We start from the raw sequence: 17,565 nt of genomic DNA on the forward strand, positions 1-17,565 counted from the left end.
GGAGCGCTGCAGCGTTTGGCAACCACTCCATCCGCCTTGGGCGAACGTCCAGACGGGATAAAGGAGCCGGGCGGTAGCCTGAGGGGCACGTCTCAGAGGAAAGGATGCGGGTTCCCGCCCGCACGCACATGGACTTCAAGCGCATCTTCCGTGGCCCGCTCATCTACATCCTGCTGGGCGCGGTCATCCTCATCGTCGGCTTCAACCTGCTGACGGCATCCGGCTTCCGCGCGATCACGACCCAGCAGGGCCTCGAGCTGCTCAATGGCTCGACGGTCGAGAAGGTCAAGATCGTCGACGGCGAGCAGCGCGTCGACCTCACCCTCTCGAAGGCGTACGTGGCGGATGACGTGGAGCTCGGCACGCAGGTGCAGTTCTACTACGTCACGCCTCGCGGCGAGGAGATCGTGCAGGCGATCACGGCGTCGAAGGCCGAGTTCGACGACGAGGTGCCCCAGACCAACTGGTTCACGAGCCTGCTCGGCATCCTCATCCCGTTCCTGCTCATCGGCGTGATCTTCTGGTTCCTGTTCAGCTCGATGCAGGGCGGCGGCAACCGCGTCATGCAGTTCGGCAAGTCGCGCGCCAAGCTCGTGAGCAAGGAGAGCCCCAAGGTGACGTTCGCGGATGTCGCGGGCGTCGACGAGGCGGTCGAGGAACTGCAGGAGATCAAGGACTTCCTGAAGGACCCGTCGAAGTTCCAGGCCGTGGGTGCCCGCATCCCGAAGGGCGTGCTGCTGTACGGCCCTCCCGGCACCGGTAAGACGCTGCTCGCGCGCGCCGTGGCGGGCGAGGCCGGCGTGCCGTTCTACTCGATCAGCGGTTCGGACTTCGTGGAGATGTTCGTGGGCGTCGGCGCGAGCCGCGTGCGCGACCTCTTCGAGCAGGCGAAGCAGAACGCGCCGGCCATCATCTTCGTCGACGAGATCGACGCCGTCGGGCGTCATCGTGGCGCCGGCCTCGGCGGTGGCCACGACGAGCGCGAGCAGACGCTCAACCAGCTGCTCGTGGAGATGGACGGCTTCGACCCGAAGACCAACGTCATCCTGATCGCCGCCACCAACCGGCCCGACATCCTCGACCCCGCGCTGCTGCGCCCGGCCGCTTCGACCGGCAGATCGGCGTGGACGCGCCCGATCTCAAGGGCCGCGAGAAGATCCTCGAGACGCACGCCAAGGGCAAGCCGATGTCGAAGAACGTCGACCTCGCCGTGCTCGCCCGCAAGACTCCCGGCTTCACCGGCGCCGACCTCGCGAACGTGCTCAACGAAGCCGCACTGCTCACGGCGCGCAGCAACGCGCAGCTGATCGACGACCGCGCGCTCGACGAGGCCGTCGACCGCGTGATGGCCGGTCCGCAGCGCCGCACCCGCGTGATGAAAGACAAGGAGAAGCTCATCACGGCCTACCACGAGGGCGGTCACGCGCTCGCGGCGGCGGCGATGAACCACACCGACCCCGTGACGAAGGTCACCATCCTGCCGCGCGGCCGGGCCCTCGGCTACACGATGGTGCTGCCGCTCGAAGACAAGTACTCGGTGACCCGCAACGAGCTGCTCGACCAGCTGACCTACGCGATGGGCGGCCGCGTTGCGGAAGAGATCGTGTTCCACGATCCGACGACGGGCGCGTCGAACGACATCGAGAAGGCCACCGCGACGGCCCGCAAGATGGTGACCGAGTACGGCATGAGCGCCACGATCGGCGCCGTCAAGCTGGGTCAGTCGCAGGGTGAGGTGTTCCTCGGTCGCGACATGGGCCACCAGCGCGACTACTCCGAAGAGCTCGCCGAGAAGGTCGACCTCGAGGTGCGCGCGCTCATCGAGCAGGCGCACGACGAGGCCTACCAGGTGCTCACCGACAACCGCGACATCCTCGACCGCCTCGCGCGCGAGCTCATCGAGAAGGAGACCCTCGACCACAACCAGCTGGCCGAGATCTTCGCCGAGGTGCGTCGCCTGCCCGAGCGCCCGCAGTGGCTCTCGAGCACGCATCGTCCGCTCAGCGACCTGCCTCCGATCGAGATCGCCGCATCCGCGCCCGTCGACCCGGGCGCCGTGGATGCGGGGGTCGACTCCGAGCCGCCGGTGAAGCCGCAGCGCACCCCGCGCCCGCGGCAGACGCCCGGCATCGCGCCCGCGTAAGGCTCGCCGTGCCCATCGACTCGGGACGCATCGAGGCGGCCGTCGTCGAATTGCTGCGTGCGATCGGCGAAGACCCGGCGCGCCCCGGACTCGCGCGCACCCCGCAGCGGATCGCCGCGTCGTACGCCGAGCTGTTCGCCGGCATCGACGAGGATCCGCTCGCACACCTGGCGGCATCGACCGACTTCGCCGACGAGCACAGCGCGGGTGAGCTCGTGCTCGTGCGCGACATCGCGTTCCGCTCGACCTGCGAGCACCACCTGCTGCCCTTCACGGGCGTCGCCCACCTCGCGTATGTGCCGAACGAGCGCATCGTCGGCCTCGGCAAGCTCGCGCGCGTGGTCGAGACGCTCAGCTCGCGCCCTCAGCTGCAGGAGCGGCTCGGCGAGCAGATCGCCGACACGCTCGAGGAGGGGCTCGCCCCGCGGGGCGTGCTCGTGGTGCTCGATGCCCAGCACGGATGCGTCACCGCGCGTGGCACGCGCCAGGCATCCTCCACGACGGTCACGGTCGCGAGCCGCGGCACCCTCGCCGAGCCCGCGAATCGCGCGGGCGTGCTCGCGCTCATCGGGCGTGGAGCGGATGCCGCAGAGGCTTCGGAGGTGCTGTGACCGCGATCCTCGGTGTGCTCAACGTGACGCCCGACTCGTTCAGCGACGGCGGTCGGTGGCAGCGCCTCGACGACGCCGTGGCGCATGCCGCGCGGATGCGCGACGCCGGCGCCGACTGGATCGACGTGGGCGGCGAGTCGACGAGGCCGGGCTCGATCGCGATCGACCCCGACGAGGAGCAGCACCGCGTGCTGCCGGTGATCCGAGCGCTCAGCGACGCCGGCATACCGGTGTCGATCGACACCCGCAACTCGGCCACGGCGCGTGCGGCGGTCGAGGCCGGCGCGACCATGATCAACGACGTCTCGGGCGCGCTTCACGACCCGCAGATGGCGGTGGTGGCGGCCGAGACCGGCGTGCACTTCGTGGTCATGCACTGGCGCGGTGGCGTCGACGTCGAGCCGCGGTACGACGACGTGGTGGCGGAGGTGCGCGCCGAGCTCAAGGCCCGGCTCGCCGAACTGCTCGTCAGGGGGTGCGCCGCGAGCAGCTCATCATCGACCCGGGCCTCGGCTTCGCGAAGTCGGCCGAGCACAATTGGCAGCTGCTGCACGCCCTCCGCGAGCTCACGCCTCTCGCCCCCGTGCTGATCGGAGCTTCGCGCAAGCGATTCATCGGGCGGCTCCTGCCCGACAACGCCCCGCTCGGCAAACGCGACGCCCCCACCGCCACGATCAGCGCGCTCGCGGCGGCCGCAGGAGCCTGGGGGTTCGCGTGCACGACGTGGCAGCGACGAGACTGGCACTGGATGTGGAGGAGCATTGGAACCCGAGAGGACGCCATGAACGCTCGCGATGAGATCGCCCTGACCGGGCTGCGCGCGATGGGCTACCACGGCGTGCTGCCGCACGAGCGGGTCGAGGGCCAGCTGTTCATCGTCGACGTCGTGCTGCACCTCTCGCTCGCGCCCGCCGCCGAGGGCGACGCGCTCGCCGCAACCGTCGACTACGGCGAGCTCGCCAACCGCGTGGTGAAGGCCGTCGAATCCGACCCCGTCGACCTCATCGAGACGGTGGCCGACCGCGTCGCGGGCATCGCCCTCTCCTACGAACGGGTCGACTCGGTCGACGTGACCGTGCACAAACCGAACGCGCCCATCGAGGTGCCGTTCGCGGATGTCGCGGTCACCCTGCGACGGGACCGCGCATGAGCAGCGACCTCACTCCGGCCGTCGTCGCGTTCGGCGCGAATCTCGGCGATCGCGCCGCCACGATCCAGGCCGCCGCCGCTGGCCTCGCCGCGACCGAGGGCATCGAGCTCGTGACGCTCGCGCCGCCCATCGAGACACCGGCGGTGCGCCCCTATGGGGTGGACCGCGAGGCGCCGCCGTACCTCAACACGGTGGCCGTCATCCGCACCTCCCTCGCCCCGCACGAGTTGCACGCCGTGTTGCGTGCGCTCGAGGATGCGCACGGCCGCGTGCGCACGGAGCGCTGGGGGATCGCACGCTCGATCTCGACCTCATCGTCTACGGCGATCTTCAGCAGGACGATCCCGTGTTGACGCTGCCGCATCCGCGGGCCCACGAGCGTGACTTCGTGCTGCGCCCGTGGCTCACGGCCGATCCGCACGCGGAGCTGCCCGGCAGGGGGCGGGTCGACGAGCTGCTCGACGCGCTCGATGCCGGGCACGAACTCGGCGGGGGAGCGGCGTGACACGCACCCGGGCGTCGTTGCTCGTCGTGCTGGCCGCGGTCGGCGCGGTGGGCGGGTTTCTCGTGCAGCTCGCCCTCGGCGCCCTCGGCGTGCAGAAGCTGCTGCCCGAGTTCACGCTCGCGATCACCCTCGTGCTCATCGCCGTGATCGTGGTGGCGCTCGCCGTTCCCATCAGGCGGGCGACGCGTGGCAAGGTGCGCCGACGGGTGGACCCGTTCTACGCGACGCGCGTCGTGCTGCTCGCGAAGGCGTGCGCCGCGGCGGGCGCCCTGCTCACGGGTGCGGCCGCCGGCATGATCGCCGAGCTGCTCGTGCGTCCGGTGAGCGCCTCGGAGGCGCTGTGGCGGATGCTCGCGATGCTGATCGCCTCGGTGCTGGGTCTCGTCGGTGGTCTGGTGGCGGAGTCGCTGTGCATCGTGCCGCCCGACGACGACGAGAACCCGTCGACCGGGGCGCCCGCCTAACACCCGCCTGACCAGGCTTTTGCCGAAAACCGTTGCAGATGGTGACGTTCACATGTTAACGTCACCATCGCACCACAATCACCCCTCTGGGATGCTCGAGGACGAGCACACAGCGAGGACGCAGCGTCGCGTTCGAGGCATCCCTCCACCAAGGAAGGATCTTGCTGTGAAGCGAACGACGAAGATCGCAACCGCGGCCGTCGCCCTCACCATGCCGGTCGCGCTCATGCTGGCCGGATGCTCGGGGACTCCGGCGGCGACGGCGGAAGCGACGACAACACCCTCACCGTCTGGGCGTGGGACCCGGCCTTCAACATCTACGCGATGCAGGAAGCCGAGAAGATCTACCAGAAGGACCACCCCGACTTCTCGCTCGACATCGTCGAGACCCCTGGGACGACCTGCAGACCAAGCTCACGACCCTCGCGCAGTCACAGGAGTTCGGCGAGCTGCCCGACATCTTCCTCGTGCAGAACAACGCGTTCCAGAAGAACGTCATCAACTACCCCGACCTGTTCAGCGAAGCGACCGACGCCGCCGACTTCTCCGAGTTCCCGCAGTCGGTCGTCGACTACTCGACCGTTGACGGCGTGAACTACGGCGTGCCGTTCGACTCGGGCACCGCGATCGGTGCCTACCGCACCGACGTGCTCGCCGAGGCCGGCTACACGATCGATGACTTCACCGACATCACCTGGGATGACTTCGTCACCAAGGCGAAGGACGTGCTCGCCAAGACCGGCAAGCCGCTGCTGTCGGGCCAGGCGGGCTCCTCCGACACGATCATGATGATGCTGCAGTCGGCGGGCGCGAGCCTCTTCGACGCCGACGGCAACCCCACGATCGCCGACAACAAGGCGCTCGAGGCGTCGATCGACACCTACGTCGACCTCGTGAACGCGGGCGTCTTCACCGAGGTCAACTCGTGGGATGAGTACATCGGCACCTTCGTGAACGGTTCCGTCGCCGGCACCATCAACGGCGTCTGGATCTCGGGCTCGCTGCAGACCGCGACCGACCAAGCCGGCAACTGGGCGGTCACCAACCTGCCCAAGCTCGACGGCGTCTCGGGCGCGACCAACTTCTCGGCCAACGGCGGCTCCTCGTGGGCCATCAGCTCGAACGCCGACGTCGACCTCGCGAGCGACTTCCTGAAGTCGACCTTCGCCGGCTCGACCGAGCTCTACGACACGATCCTGCCCTCCTCGGGTGCGGTCGCGAACTGGATCCCGGCAGGCGACAGCGACGTCTACGCGCAGCCCGTCGACTTCTTCGGCGGTCAGGCGGTCTACGCCGACGTCGTGACGTTCGGCGCCTCCGTGCCGAGCAACAACACGGGCGTGTACTACTACGAGGCGCGGGATGCGGTGAGCACGGCGATCACGAAGATCATCAGCGGAACCGACATGGCATCCGCGCTCGACGAGGCGCAGTCCGCGGTCGAATTCGCCATGGGCTAGCCGTACACACGGGGGCGGCTGGGCGCCGCCCCCGTGTGTACCCGCCCCCACCAGCTGCGCGACAGCGGACGGCAGCGCCGCCCGCTGTACGCCGACCGCGGGCCGCCACCCGACATCCTTTCGACCCCACAGAACGAGGTGCCACATGAGTGCACTGACCGCGACGAAACCGCGCGGCGACCGGAGACGGCTCGGAACCGACCGGCGCCACAACCTCACCGGCTGGGGGTTCCTGCTGCCGGCTGCCGTGCTGATCGTGCTCATCAGCTTCGTGCCGATGATCCAGGCGCTCATCCTGTCGCTGCAGACCGGCCGCGGCACCCGGCTCGATTGGGCCGACCCGCTCTGGTACAACTACCAGCGGCTGCTCGGCGACGAGATCTTCAAGCAGACGCTCGGCAACACCTTCATCTATCTGCTGATCCAGGTGCCGATCATGCTGCTGATCGCCCTGGCGCTCGCCAACCTGCTCAACAGCCCGCGCCTGCGCGGTCGAGCCTTCTGGCGCACCGCGATCTTCCTGCCGTGTGCGATGTCGCTCGTGGCCTACTCCCTCGTGTTCCGCACCATGTTCGCGACCGACGGCTTCGTCAACGACTTCCTCGGAGCCTTTGGCGTGGAGCCCGTCAACTGGCTCGGCGACCCGACCACGGCGCGCGCCGTCATCATCCTGGGCCTGCTGTGGCGCTGGACCGGCTTCAACATGATCTTCTTCCTGGCCGGGCTGCAGAACATCGACCGCTCGACGATCGAGGCGGCCCGCATGGACGGTGCCAACAGCCTCCAGGTCTTCTGGCGCGTGACGGTGCCGCAGCTGCGCCCCATCATCCTGCTCACCGCGATCATGTCGACCAACGGCACCCTGCAGCTCTTCGACGAGTCGTGGGCCCTCACCCAGGGCGGCCCCGCGCATGCCTCGATGACGATGTCGCACTACCTCTACGAGATCTCGTTCCAGAGGAACCCCAACTTCGGCTACGGCGCGGCGGTCTCGTACGTGATCCTGATCCTCGTCGCCGTACTCGCCTTCATCCAGCTGCGGATCGGAGACGAGCGTGATTAAGAAGCTGCGGGAGGTGCCCGGCTACGCCTTCCTCGGGATCTGGACGGTCTTCTCCCTGTTCCCGCTCTACTTCATGCTCGTCTCGGCCACCAACACGAGCCAGGACGTGCTCTCGTCACGGCTGCTGCCGGGCGGCGCGCTGTTCGAGAACTTCGTGAAGCTTTTCCAGGCGCAGGATGTGCTGCGCGCGATGGGCAGCTCGGCCGCGATCGCGCTCGGCACCACGGTGCTCGCGCTCGTCATCTGCTCGATCGCCGGCTACGGCTTCGAGGTGTACCACTCGCGGGGCAAGGACGTGCTCATGGCGGTGCTGCTGCTCGCCATGATGATCCCGTTCGCGGCCACGATGATCCCGCTGTTCCAGGTGTTCGCGAAGCTCGGGCTCGTGAACTCGCTCTTCGCGGTCATCGTGCCGGCGATCTCGACGCCGCTGCTGATCCTGCTGTTCCGGCAGTCCTCCCGTGCGTTCCCCACCGAGATCCTCGAGGCGGCGCGCGTCGACGGTCTGAACGAGCTCTCGATCTACGCCCGGATCTACATCCCCACGATGCGCGCGACCTTCGCGGCTGCCGGCGTCATCACCTTCATGACGGCGTGGAACAACTACCTGTGGCCGCGCGTCATCCTCATCAAGAACGAGGTGCAGACGATGCCGATGCTCATCGTCAACCTGAGCGCCGGCTACGTCACCGACTACGGCGTGCTCATGCTCGCCGTGCTGCTGGCATCGCTTCCGACCGTCGTCGTCTTCCTCATCCTCCAACGTCAGTTCGCCAACGGCATCACGGGAGCCATCAAGTGACCCTCGACCTCACCCGCATCGCCGACCCCCGGGTCGTCTCCGAGAACCGGATGCCGGCCCACTCCGACCATCGCTGGTTCCGTGACGGCGTGGAGGCGGCATCCGGCACGAGCTCCTTCGAGCAGCTGCTGAGCGGCAGGTGGAAGTTCCACTACGCGCCGAGCCCCGCCGACACCGTCGAGGGTTTCGCGTCGCCCGACTTCGACGCGTCGGGGTGGGATGAGATCCCGGTTCCCGCGCACATCCAGCTGCAGGGCTACGACCGTCCGCAGTACGTCAACGTGCAGTACCCCTGGGACGGCCACGAGCAGGTCGAGCCGGGACAGATCCCGACGCTCTTCAACCCGGTGGCGTCGTATCGCCGCACCTTCGCGCTCGAGCAGCCCCTCGAAGCAGGCGAGACCGTGTCGATCGTCTTCGAGGGCGCCGAGAGCGCGATCGCCGTGTGGTGCAACGGCGTGTACATCGGCTACGCCACCGACAGCTTCACGCCCTCCGAGTTCGACGTGACGGATGCGCTCGTCGCGGGCGAGAACGTGCTCGCCGCCCAGGTGATCAAGTGGAGCTCCGGCTCGTGGCTCGAAGACCAGGACATGTACCGCTTCTCGGGGCTGTTCCGCGACGTCGTGCTGCGCCGGCGGCCCGCCGTGCACGCCGAGGACCTGCGGGTCACGACCGCACTCGCCGACGACACCGCGAGCGCGGAGGTGCGCCTCGCTGTCGCGCTGCGGGGCGAGGGCACGGTGAGCGCGCGGCTCGAGGGCGTGGGCGAGCTCCTGTCTGCCGACGACGGCGCCCTCGTCGTGCGCGTCGAGGAACCAGAGCTGTGGAGCCCCGAGCGCCCCTTCCTCTACGAGCTGCTCATCGAGGTGCGGGATGCCGCGGGCGAGGTGACCGAGGTCGTGCCGCAGCAGGTGGGCATCCGGCGGTTCGCGATCGACGACGGGCTGCTGACCCTCAACGGGCGGCGGGTCGTGTTCCACGGAGTGAACCGTCACGAGTTCGGGCTCGAGGGTCGCGTCATGACGCGCGAGCAGACTGAGGAGGATCTGCGGGCCCTCAAGCGCATCAACGTCAACGCGATCCGCACGAGCCACTACCCCAACAACTCCTTCTTCTACGAGCTCGCCGACCGCTACGGCTTCCTCGTGATCGACGAGATGAACCTCGAGACCCACGGCATGTGGGACCGCCTGCGCTACCTCGGCGCGGGCGACGACGAGGCGTTCCCCGGCGACCGGGCCGAGTGGGTGCCCGCGCTGCTCGACCGCGCCGCGAGCATGCTCGAGCGCGACAAGAACCACCCGAGCGTCGTCATGTGGTCGTGCGGCAACGAGTCGTACGGGGGCACCGGCATCCTCGCGGTCGCGGACTGGTTCCGCGCCCACGACACCCGGCCCGTGCACTACGAGGGCGTCGACTGGGACCCGCGCCATCCCGAGACGAGCGACGTGCTGAGCCGCATGTACACGCCGGCCCGCGAGCTCCCGGCGTACCTCGCCGAGCATCCGGGCAAGCCCCTGATCCTGTGCGAGTACGCGCACGCGATGGGCAACTCCTTCGGCGCCGTCGACGAGTACCTCGACCTCGCCTATCGCGAGCCGCGATTCCAGGGCGCCTTCATCTGGGACTTCTCGGATCAGGCGATCGCCCTCGTCGACCCGGATGGTCGCAGCTACTTCGGCTACGGCGGCGACTGCGGCGATGCACCGAACGACGGCGACTTCTGCGGTGACGGCATCTTCTTCGCCGACCACACGCCGTCGCCGAAGGCGCAGGAGGTGGCGAAGCTCTACCAGGGGCTCGTCGTCACCGTCGAGCGTGACGCGTTCACCGTCGAGAGTCGGCTGCTCGCCACGCGATCGTCGGAGTACGAGTGCCGGGTCACGCTCTCGCGGGAGGGCGAGGTGCTCGAGACGACCACCGTGCCCACCGACGTCGCCCCGGGCGAGCGCGCGACGCATCCGCTGCCCGTCACGGTTCCGGATGCGGCGGGCGAGTACGCGGTCGAGGTCTCGTTCCGGCTGCGCGAGGCGACCTCGTGGGCGGATGCGGGACACGAGGCCGCGTGGGGCCAGGGGTCTTCGGCGCCTGGGCGCCACCCGCCCGCGTGGGCGCCGAGCCGCTCCGGCTCGTGCGGGGCATCCACAACACGGGCGTGCACGGCGCGCACTTCCACGCGCTGTTCTCCCGCCTGCACGGCGGTCTCGTGTCGTACCGCTACGGAGAGGGCGCCGACGGCGGCCGCGAACTGATCCGCGGCGTGGTGCGCCCCAACTTCTGGCATGCGCCGACCGCCAACGAGCGCGGATGGGGCGGGCCCGTCGAAGACGGCGCCTGGCTGCTGGCGAGTCGCTACCGGACGGCGCCGCCGGATGCGAGCGACCCGGTGGTGTCGGTGGGAGACGACGGCAGTATGACCGCGGTGTATCGCTATGCGCTGCCCATCCAGCCGGCCGCGGTGTGCGAGCTCGCGTACCGGGTGGACGCGTCGGGTCGGGTCGAGGTGACCCAGACGATGGAGCTCATCGACGGGCTGCCCGAGCTGCCGGAGTTCGGCACTCTGCTCACGACCGCCGACCGCCTCGACCGCTGGCGGTGGTACGGCGACGGCCCGGAAGAGAGCTACGTCGACAGGTGCGCGGGCGCGCGGCTGGGCGTGTACGAGACGGACGTGCGCACGGCGCTCACCCCTACCTGCGACCGCAGGAGGCGGGCAGCCGCACCGGCGTGCGCTGGGCGGAGGTGACCGATGACCGGGGCGCCGGGCTGCGGTTCGATGCCGAGAGCGGCATGGAGTTCTCGGCGCTGCCGTGGACGCCCGACCAGATCGAGGCGGCCGCGCATCCGAACGAGCTGCCGCCGAGCCACCGCACCGTGCTGCGCCCCGCGCTCATGCGGCGGGGTGTCGGCGGCGACGACTCCTGGGGAGCGCGTACACTGCCCGCATACCGGCTGCCGCGTGCGGGCGTGCTGCGCTTCACGTTCACTTTCACGGGGGTCTGACATGGAAACGCGGCGTCCTTCCATGCGGGACGTCGCGCGGGTGGCGGGTCTCTCCTTGCAGACCGTCTCCCGGGTCGCCAACGGCGAACCGAACGTCAACGCCGATACCCGCGACCGCGTGCTCGGCGTGATGCGCGACCTCGGCTACCGACCGAACCTCGCCGCGCGTGCCATGCGTCGCGGGTCGTTCAAGACGATCGGCATCGTCTACCAGGGCCTGCACGCGGTCGGAACGCGCCGCACGGTCGAGGCCGTGTCGGAGTACGCGGCCCTCAAGGGCTACGCCACGACGCTCATGCCGATCGCCGCCGCGACGGGGCTCGCCACGAGCGGCGCCTTCACGCGTCTCGAGGAGATGGCGGTCGACGTGCTCGTGCTCATCGTGACCTCGCAGATCGAGTACGACAGCAAGGTGCAGTTCCCGACCGGCGTGCCCGCCATCCTCGTGGGACCCCAGAGCACCCCCGAGGTCTCGGCGCTCGACTCCGACCAGACCGGCGGCACGACGGCGGCCGTACGGCACCTGCTGGATGCGGGGCATCGCACGGTGCACCACATCGCGGGAGCTCCCGGATCGTTCTTCGCCGCCCGCCGCGAGGAGGTCTGGCGAGGGCTGCTCGAGCGGGAGGAGCGGCCCGTTCCCGCGCCGCTCTCGGGCGATTGGACCGCACGATCCGGCTACCGGGCGGTGCGGCGGCTGCTCGAGACGACCCCGCCCGAGGAGTATCCGACGGCGATCTTCTCGGCCAACGATCAGATGGCGCTCGGTGCCTACCGCGCCCTCGGCGAGGCGGGGCTGCGGATCCCGCACGACGTCTCGATCGTGGGCTTCGACGACATCGAGGAGGCGGCCGACTTCTCTCCGCCGCTCACGACCATCGCGCAGGACTGGGACCTGCTCGGGCGTGAGGCGCTTCGCGTGGCGAAGGAGTCGCTGGCCGGGGCGCCCCCGCAGGAGGTGCTGTTGCCCACGCGGCTCGTCATCCGCGAATCGGTGGCGCCGCCGCGGCCATCCGCCGCCGGGTAGCGTGGTGCCGTGACTGACGACGCCCCCGCCGCATCCGCGCGCCTCGAACCCGTGACCGGTGAGTGGCGCCGCGTGTCGCCCAAGTACATCGTGGTCGACCTGGTCGGCAACCTCATCACCGGCGTCATCGCGACCCTTGGGTCCTCGCTTCCCGTGTGGCTGTTCGGCTGGGGTCCGTGGTGGTGGCTGCTGACCGTCGGCGTCGGGGTCGTGTCGCTCGTGCTCGTCGCCCTCACCCCGCGGCGCGTGCGGTCGATCGGCTACCTGCTGCGCGAGGACGATCTGCTGTTCCGGCGCGGCATCATGTTCCAGCGCTTCGTGGCCGTGCCGTTCGGGCGCATGCAGCTCGTGGACATCACGCGCGGGCCGCTCGCGCGCGCGCTGGGACTTGCCGAACTCAAGCTCGTGACTGCGGCGGCAGCGACCGGCGTGGTCATCCCGGGGCTCCCCTCGCCGACGCCGAAGAACTGCGCGATCACCTCGTGGCGCTCGCCGAGACCCGCCGGGCGGGACTGTGACCGAGCTCGCCGACGGCGAGTGGCACCGGCTCCATCCGGCCACTCCGCTGCTGCGCGGCGGGATCGCGCTCATCGCGATCCTCGGCATCGTCGTCGCCAACCTTCGGGAGCGCCTCGTGGAGTGGCTCATCCCGGGCGTCGAGTGCCCGCCCGGGGTCTGCCAGGAAGACCCGATCTCGATCATCCTCGAGCGCTACCTGCTGCTCGCCCTGCTCGGCATCGTGGTCGTGATCCTCATCGTGATCGGGCTGTTCTGGCTGTCGTGGCGCATGCACACCTTCCGCGTGACCGGTGAGGTCGTCGAGGTGCGCTCGGGCGTGCTGTTCCGTTCGCACCGCAAGGCGCGCCTCGACCGCATCCAGGGCATCAACATCGCGCGCTCGCTCTTCGCACGCATCTTCGGGGCCGCGCGGCTCGAGATCAGTGCGGCCGGCTCCGACGCCAATGTGCAGCTCGCCTACCTCTCGAGTGCCAACGCCGACGGACTGCGCGCCGAGATCCTCGCGCGGGCCTCGGGTATCCGGGCGCGGGAGGCGGCGGATGCGGTCGCCGCAGCGGAAGCGGCCGCGGCCGCGGACGGCCCCGAGATCGCAACCTCGGATGCCGTGCGCGCGAACCTCGCTGAGGTCGCCCGGGCGCGCCTCGCCGAGTTCACCGCCCCCGAGCTCGACCCGAACCTCGCGCCACCGCAATCGGTCGTCACCATGAACGCCGGACGGCTCATCGGGTCGACCGCGCTCAGCTCGGGCACGCTCATGTTCGTCGCCATCGTGGTCGGCGTGCTCGTGGCCATCAGCGTCGGCGGCGCGGGCGGCTGGGCGTTCTTCGGACTGATCCCGACCGTCTTCGGCCTCGGCTCCTACCTCGTGAACCGCGTGCTCAAGTCGCTGCGCTACTCGATCGCGGCGACCCCCGACGGGGTGCGCGTCGGCTTCGGCCTGCTGTCGACCACCAACGAGACGATCCCGCCCGGCCGCATCCATGCCGTCGAGATCACGCAGGAACTGCTCTGGCGCCCCTTCGACTGGTGGACCGTGCGCGTCAACCTCGCCTCCCAGTCGAGCGCGGGAGGGGCGGCGGCCCAGCAGAGCACGACGCTCCTGCCGGTCGGCTCGCGTGCCGAGGTGCTCAAGGTGCTCGAGCTCGTGCTGCCGAGTCTCGTGACCGACGAGACGCGCATGCTCATCGAGGGCGGCCTCGCCCCCGCGCGCGCCGACGACGGCTTCACGACATCCCCGCGCCGCGGCGCCGTTCTGCGCTGGTTCTCGTGGCGGCGCAACGGGTTCATGCTGAATCCGGATGCCGTGATCCTGCGCCGAGGTGCCGTCTGGCGCTCGCTCACGGTCGTGCCGACGGCGCGCACGCAGAGCGTCGCCGCCCACCAGGGTCCGATCGAGCGGCTGCTGCGCCTCGCGAAGGTGCGGCTGCACACCGTGAACGGGCCCGTCACCGCGAGCGTCGGTGCGCTCGACGTGCGCGACGCATCCGCCCTGTTCCGTGACGCGGCGGCGGCCGGTGCGGTCGCCATCCGCGCCGACCGGTCGCACCGCTGGGGTTCCGCGTGACCCCACGCGACGGGCGTCTCGGCGTCGGCGTAATCGGAGCGGGACATGTCGGCCCCGTGTTGGGTGCGGCGCTCGGGGGAGCGGGGCACGCGGTGGTCGGCATCGCGACGGTGTCGGATGCGGGGCGCGAACGCGCGGACGCCCTGCTGCCCGGCGTTCCGGTGCTGGCGGTGCCCGAGCTCGTCGAGCGCAGCGAGCTCGTGCTCATCGCGGTGCCGGATGCGGAACTGCCCGGGCTCGTATCGGGACTCGCGGCGGTGGGCGCGTGGCAGCCGGGTCAACTCGTCGTGCACACGGCGCCCGGCCACGGCACGGGCGTGCTGCAGCCCGCGACCGCAGCGGGGGCGATACCGCTCGCGATCCACCCGGCGATGACCTTCACGGGAACCAGCATCGACCTCGCGCGCCTGCACGAGACCTGGTGCGCGGTGACGGCTCCGGCGCCCGTACTGCCGATCGCCCAGGCGCTCGTCGTGGAGCTCGGTGCCGAGCCGGTCGTCGTGGCTGAGGCCGCGCGGGCGCGCTACGGCGAGGTGATGGCGGCCGCGCGCGATTTCGCGACGGATGCCGTGTCGGAGTTCGCCGCATCGCTGCGGGAGGCGGGCGTCGAGCGGCCGACCCGCTTGCTGGGCCCCCTCATCCGCTCGGCCGTCGAGAACGCCCTCGCGGCGGTGCCGGACGAGCCCGATTCGCTCTGACGGAGGGGTTTCGAGACGCGCCTGCGGCGCTCCTCGACCCGCTGATGAGCGGAGGCGCATGCTCAGCTGATTGAGGAGCGGCGTAGCCGCGTCTCGAAATCAGCGTCGCGCCAGGTGCTCTCCCTGCACCGACTAGCCTTGTCATCCGTGACCCAGCCCCAGGTCGTGACGACGATCGCCGAACTCCGTGCACGGCTCGACGGTCGCCACGTGGCCCTCGTTCCGACGATGGGCGCCCTGCACGACGGCCACCTCGCGCTCGTGCAGCGGGCCACCGAACTCGCCGAGACGGTCGTCGTCTCGGTGTTCGTCAACCCGCTGCAGTTCGGCCCCTCCGAGGATCTCGACCGCTACCCGCGCGACCTCGCCGCCGACGTCGCGACCCTCACCGACCGGGGCGTCGACGTCGTCTTCGCGCCGTCGGTCGCCGAGATGTATCCCGATGGCGACCCGCGCATCACCCTGCATGGCGGCGGCGTCTCCGAGCTCTTCGAGGGGCGCACCGCCCGGGTCACTTCGATGGGATGCTGACGGTCGTGGCGAAGCTGCTCGGCATCGTGCGCCCCGACTTCGCCCTCTTCGGTCAGAAAGACGCGCAGCAGCTCTGGCTCGTGCAGCGCATGGTGCTCGATCTCGACCTCGACACCCGCATCGAGCCGGTGCCGACGGTGCGTGAGCCCGACGGCCTCGCGCTCTCGAGCCGCAACCGCTACCTCTCCCCGCGGATCGCGCCGCCGCCCCCGTGTTGCACCGCGCGCTCGCGGCAGCAGCATCCGCCGCCCCGCGGGGTGCGGATGCGGCACGCGCGGCCGCGCGCGAGGTGCTCGCTCAGGAGCCGCTCGTCACGGTCGACTACCTTGAAGTGGTCGACCCGCGCACCTTCGAGCCGGTCGACGGCGGCCACCACGGCCCCGCGCGCGCGATCGTCGCGGCGCGACTGGGGTCGACGCGCCTCATCGACAACGACACCCTGACCCTGCCCTGACTCCACGACACCGACCGGAACCGAGAACGTGACCGAGCCCACCGCATCCGAGACCACCCCGAACTGACCGGCGACGAGATCGCCGAGCAGAAGGCCGTGCGTCTCGCCAAGCGCGAGCGGCTCATCGCCGAAGGGGCCGAGGCCTACCCCGTGCGGCTGCCGATCACGGCCACGATCCCCGAGCTGCGTGAGCGCTTCGGCGAGCTCGAGGCGGATGCCACCACGGGCGTCGAGGTCGGCGTCGCCGGCCGCGTCGTGCACCTGCGCAACACCGGCAAGCTGTGCTTCGCGGCGCTGCAGTCCGGTGACGGATCGCGCATCCAGGCGATGGTGTCGCTCGCCGAGGTGGGCGAGGAGTCGTTGCAGCGGTGGAAGGAGCTCGTCGACCTCGGCGACCACGTGTTCGTCGCGGGCGAGGTGATCTCATCGCGCCGCGGAGAGCTCTCGATCCTCGCGCGCGAGTGGCGGATGGCGTCGAAGGCCGTGCTGCCGCTTCCGAACCTGCACTCCGAACTGAGCGAGGAGACGCGCGTGCGGCAGCGCTACCTCGACCTCATTGCGCGCGAGCAGGCGCGCGCCACGGTGCTCGCGCGTGCCAAGACGGTGGCGTCGCTGCGGGCGACCTTCGCATCCCACGGCTTCGTCGAGGTCGAGACGCCCATGCTGCAGACGATGCACGGGGAGCAGCGGCCCGCCCGTTCGTGACCCACTCGAACGCGTTCGACACCGAGCTGTACCTGCGCATCGCCCCCGAGCTCTTCCTCAAGCGCGCGGCGGTCGGCGGCATCGACCACGTGTTCGAGATCAACCGCAACTTCCGCAACGAGGGTGCCGACTCCACCCACAGCCCCGAGTTCGCGATGCTCGAGGCTTACCAGGCCTACGGCGACTACACGACGATCGCCGACCTCACGCAGGAACTCATCCAGAACGCCGCGATGGCCGTGTCGGGGTCGCACGTGGTGACGTGGGCCGACGGCACCGAGTTCGATCTGGGCGGCGAGTGGGCGCGCATCTCGATGTACGACTCGCTCTCGGATGCCGCGGGCGTCGCGATCACGCCGGCGACGCCTCTCGAGGAACTCGCCTCGCTGGCCGAACGCGAGGGTGTCGAGGTGAAGCTGCCCACCCACGGCAAGTACGTCGAGGAGCTCTGGGAGCACTTCGTGAAGGGCGATCTGGCGCACCCGACCTTCGTCATGGACTTCCCCGTCGACACCTCCCCGCTCGTGCGCGACAAGCCGGGTGCGCCGGGCGTCGTGGAGAAGTGGGATCTCTACGTGCGCGGTTTCGAGCTCGCGACGGGCTACTCCGAGCTCGTCGACCCCGTGATCCAGCGGGAGCGCTTCGTGGAGCAGGCCAAGCTCGCCGCGCGCGGCGACGATGAGGCCATGCGGCTCGACGAGGACTTCCTCACGGCGATGGAGCACGGCATGCCGCCCATGGGCGGTATGGGCATGGGAATCGACCGGCTGCTGATGGCGATCACGGGCCTCGGCATCCGCGAGACGATCCTCTTCCCGCTCGTGAAGTAGCGGCGGCCCGCGCGCCCCGGATGGGGGAGGTGC

General features: G+C 70.0%; 11 protein-coding genes and 7 pseudogenes. All 18 read left to right on the forward strand.

From position 1 onward, the window contains the following. Window positions 1–128: 128 nt before the first annotated feature. The 18 genes and pseudogenes from ftsH (at window position 129) to lysS (ending at window position 17,532) form a co-directional block, all read left to right on the forward strand. Window positions 129–2,143: pseudogene (gene ftsH, locus QQK29_RS06735) on the forward strand (ATP-dependent zinc metalloprotease FtsH). An 8-nt stretch (window positions 2,144–2,151) separates the two neighbouring features. Then, window positions 2,152–2,754 carry a GTP cyclohydrolase I FolE gene (gene folE / locus QQK29_RS06740; protein WP_284298872.1) on the forward strand — a complete coding sequence of 201 codons (603 nt, stop codon included), beginning with the start codon at window positions 2,152–2,154 and terminating at the stop codon, window positions 2,752–2,754. Between the two features lie 23 nt (window positions 2,755–2,777). Further along, a pseudogene (gene folP / locus QQK29_RS06745) lies at window positions 2,778–3,400 on the forward strand (dihydropteroate synthase); the annotation flags it as partial. A 177-nt stretch (window positions 3,401–3,577) separates the two neighbouring features. Next, window positions 3,578–3,904, forward strand: coding sequence for a dihydroneopterin aldolase (folB, locus tag QQK29_RS06750; RefSeq protein WP_284301917.1), 327 nt, complete (start codon window positions 3,578–3,580; stop codon window positions 3,902–3,904). After that, window positions 3,901–4,226: pseudogene (folK, locus tag QQK29_RS06755) on the forward strand (2-amino-4-hydroxy-6-hydroxymethyldihydropteridine diphosphokinase); the annotation flags it as partial. The gene folB and the pseudogene folK, both read left to right, overlap by 4 nt. Window positions 4,227–4,250: 24 nt before the next feature. Then, on the forward strand, window positions 4,251–4,409 hold the full coding sequence (locus QQK29_RS06760; protein ID WP_284298877.1) for a hypothetical protein: 159 nt from the start codon (window positions 4,251–4,253) through the stop codon (window positions 4,407–4,409). Continuing rightward, on the forward strand, window positions 4,406–4,873 hold the full coding sequence (locus QQK29_RS06765) for a DUF3180 family protein (RefSeq protein ID WP_284298879.1): 468 nt from the start codon (window positions 4,406–4,408) through the stop codon (window positions 4,871–4,873). Before QQK29_RS06760 ends, QQK29_RS06765 begins: the two co-directional genes overlap by 4 nt. 296 nt (window positions 4,874–5,169) lie before the next feature. Beyond that, complete coding sequence (locus QQK29_RS06770) at window positions 5,170–6,333, forward strand: type 2 periplasmic-binding domain-containing protein (RefSeq protein WP_284298881.1); 1,164 nt, start codon at window positions 5,170–5,172, stop codon at window positions 6,331–6,333. Window positions 6,334–6,478: 145 nt separating this feature from the next. Continuing rightward, window positions 6,479–7,396, forward strand: coding sequence for a carbohydrate ABC transporter permease (locus QQK29_RS06775; RefSeq protein WP_284298883.1), 918 nt, complete (start codon window positions 6,479–6,481; stop codon window positions 7,394–7,396). Further along, a complete protein-coding gene (locus QQK29_RS06780) occupies window positions 7,389–8,198 on the forward strand; it encodes a carbohydrate ABC transporter permease (protein WP_284298885.1) in 810 nt (269 codons plus the stop codon). The genes QQK29_RS06775 and QQK29_RS06780 overlap by 8 nt, the downstream gene beginning before the upstream one ends. Continuing rightward, window positions 8,195–10,453 carry a glycoside hydrolase family 2 TIM barrel-domain containing protein gene (locus QQK29_RS06785; protein WP_284298887.1) on the forward strand — a complete coding sequence of 753 codons (2,259 nt, stop codon included), beginning with the start codon at window positions 8,195–8,197 and terminating at the stop codon, window positions 10,451–10,453. The genes QQK29_RS06780 and QQK29_RS06785 overlap by 4 nt, the downstream gene beginning before the upstream one ends. Continuing rightward, window positions 10,408–11,204: pseudogene (locus tag QQK29_RS06790) on the forward strand (beta-galactosidase small subunit). The gene QQK29_RS06785 and the pseudogene QQK29_RS06790 overlap by 46 nt, the downstream one beginning before the upstream one ends. A 22-nt stretch (window positions 11,205–11,226) precedes the next feature. Continuing rightward, window positions 11,227–12,231 (forward strand): LacI family DNA-binding transcriptional regulator, encoded by a 1,005-nt coding sequence (locus QQK29_RS06795; protein WP_284298917.1) that lies wholly within the window; start codon window positions 11,227–11,229, stop codon window positions 12,229–12,231. A gap of 9 nt (window positions 12,232–12,240) precedes the next feature. After that, window positions 12,241–12,749, forward strand: a pseudogene (locus QQK29_RS06800) (PH domain-containing protein). Next, window positions 12,746–14,314 carry a PH domain-containing protein gene (locus QQK29_RS06805; protein WP_284298919.1) on the forward strand — a complete coding sequence of 523 codons (1,569 nt, stop codon included), beginning with the start codon at window positions 12,746–12,748 and terminating at the stop codon, window positions 14,312–14,314. Before QQK29_RS06800 ends, QQK29_RS06805 begins: the two are co-directional and overlap by 4 nt. After that, window positions 14,311–15,012: a Rossmann-like and DUF2520 domain-containing protein gene (locus QQK29_RS06810; protein ID WP_284298921.1), complete on the forward strand. Its 702-nt coding sequence runs from the start codon at window positions 14,311–14,313 to the stop codon at window positions 15,010–15,012. The genes QQK29_RS06805 and QQK29_RS06810 overlap by 4 nt, the downstream gene beginning before the upstream one ends. A 147-nt stretch (window positions 15,013–15,159) precedes the next feature. Next, window positions 15,160–15,997: pseudogene (gene panC / locus QQK29_RS06815) on the forward strand (pantoate--beta-alanine ligase). A gap of 45 nt (window positions 15,998–16,042) precedes the next feature. Next, window positions 16,043–17,532: pseudogene (gene lysS, locus QQK29_RS06820) on the forward strand (lysine--tRNA ligase). The last annotated feature ends 33 nt before the right edge of the window (window positions 17,533–17,565 follow it).

It is taken from the genome of Homoserinibacter gongjuensis, from assembly GCF_030161875.1.
Lineage (GTDB): Bacteria > Actinomycetota > Actinomycetes > Actinomycetales > Microbacteriaceae > Homoserinibacter > Homoserinibacter gongjuensis.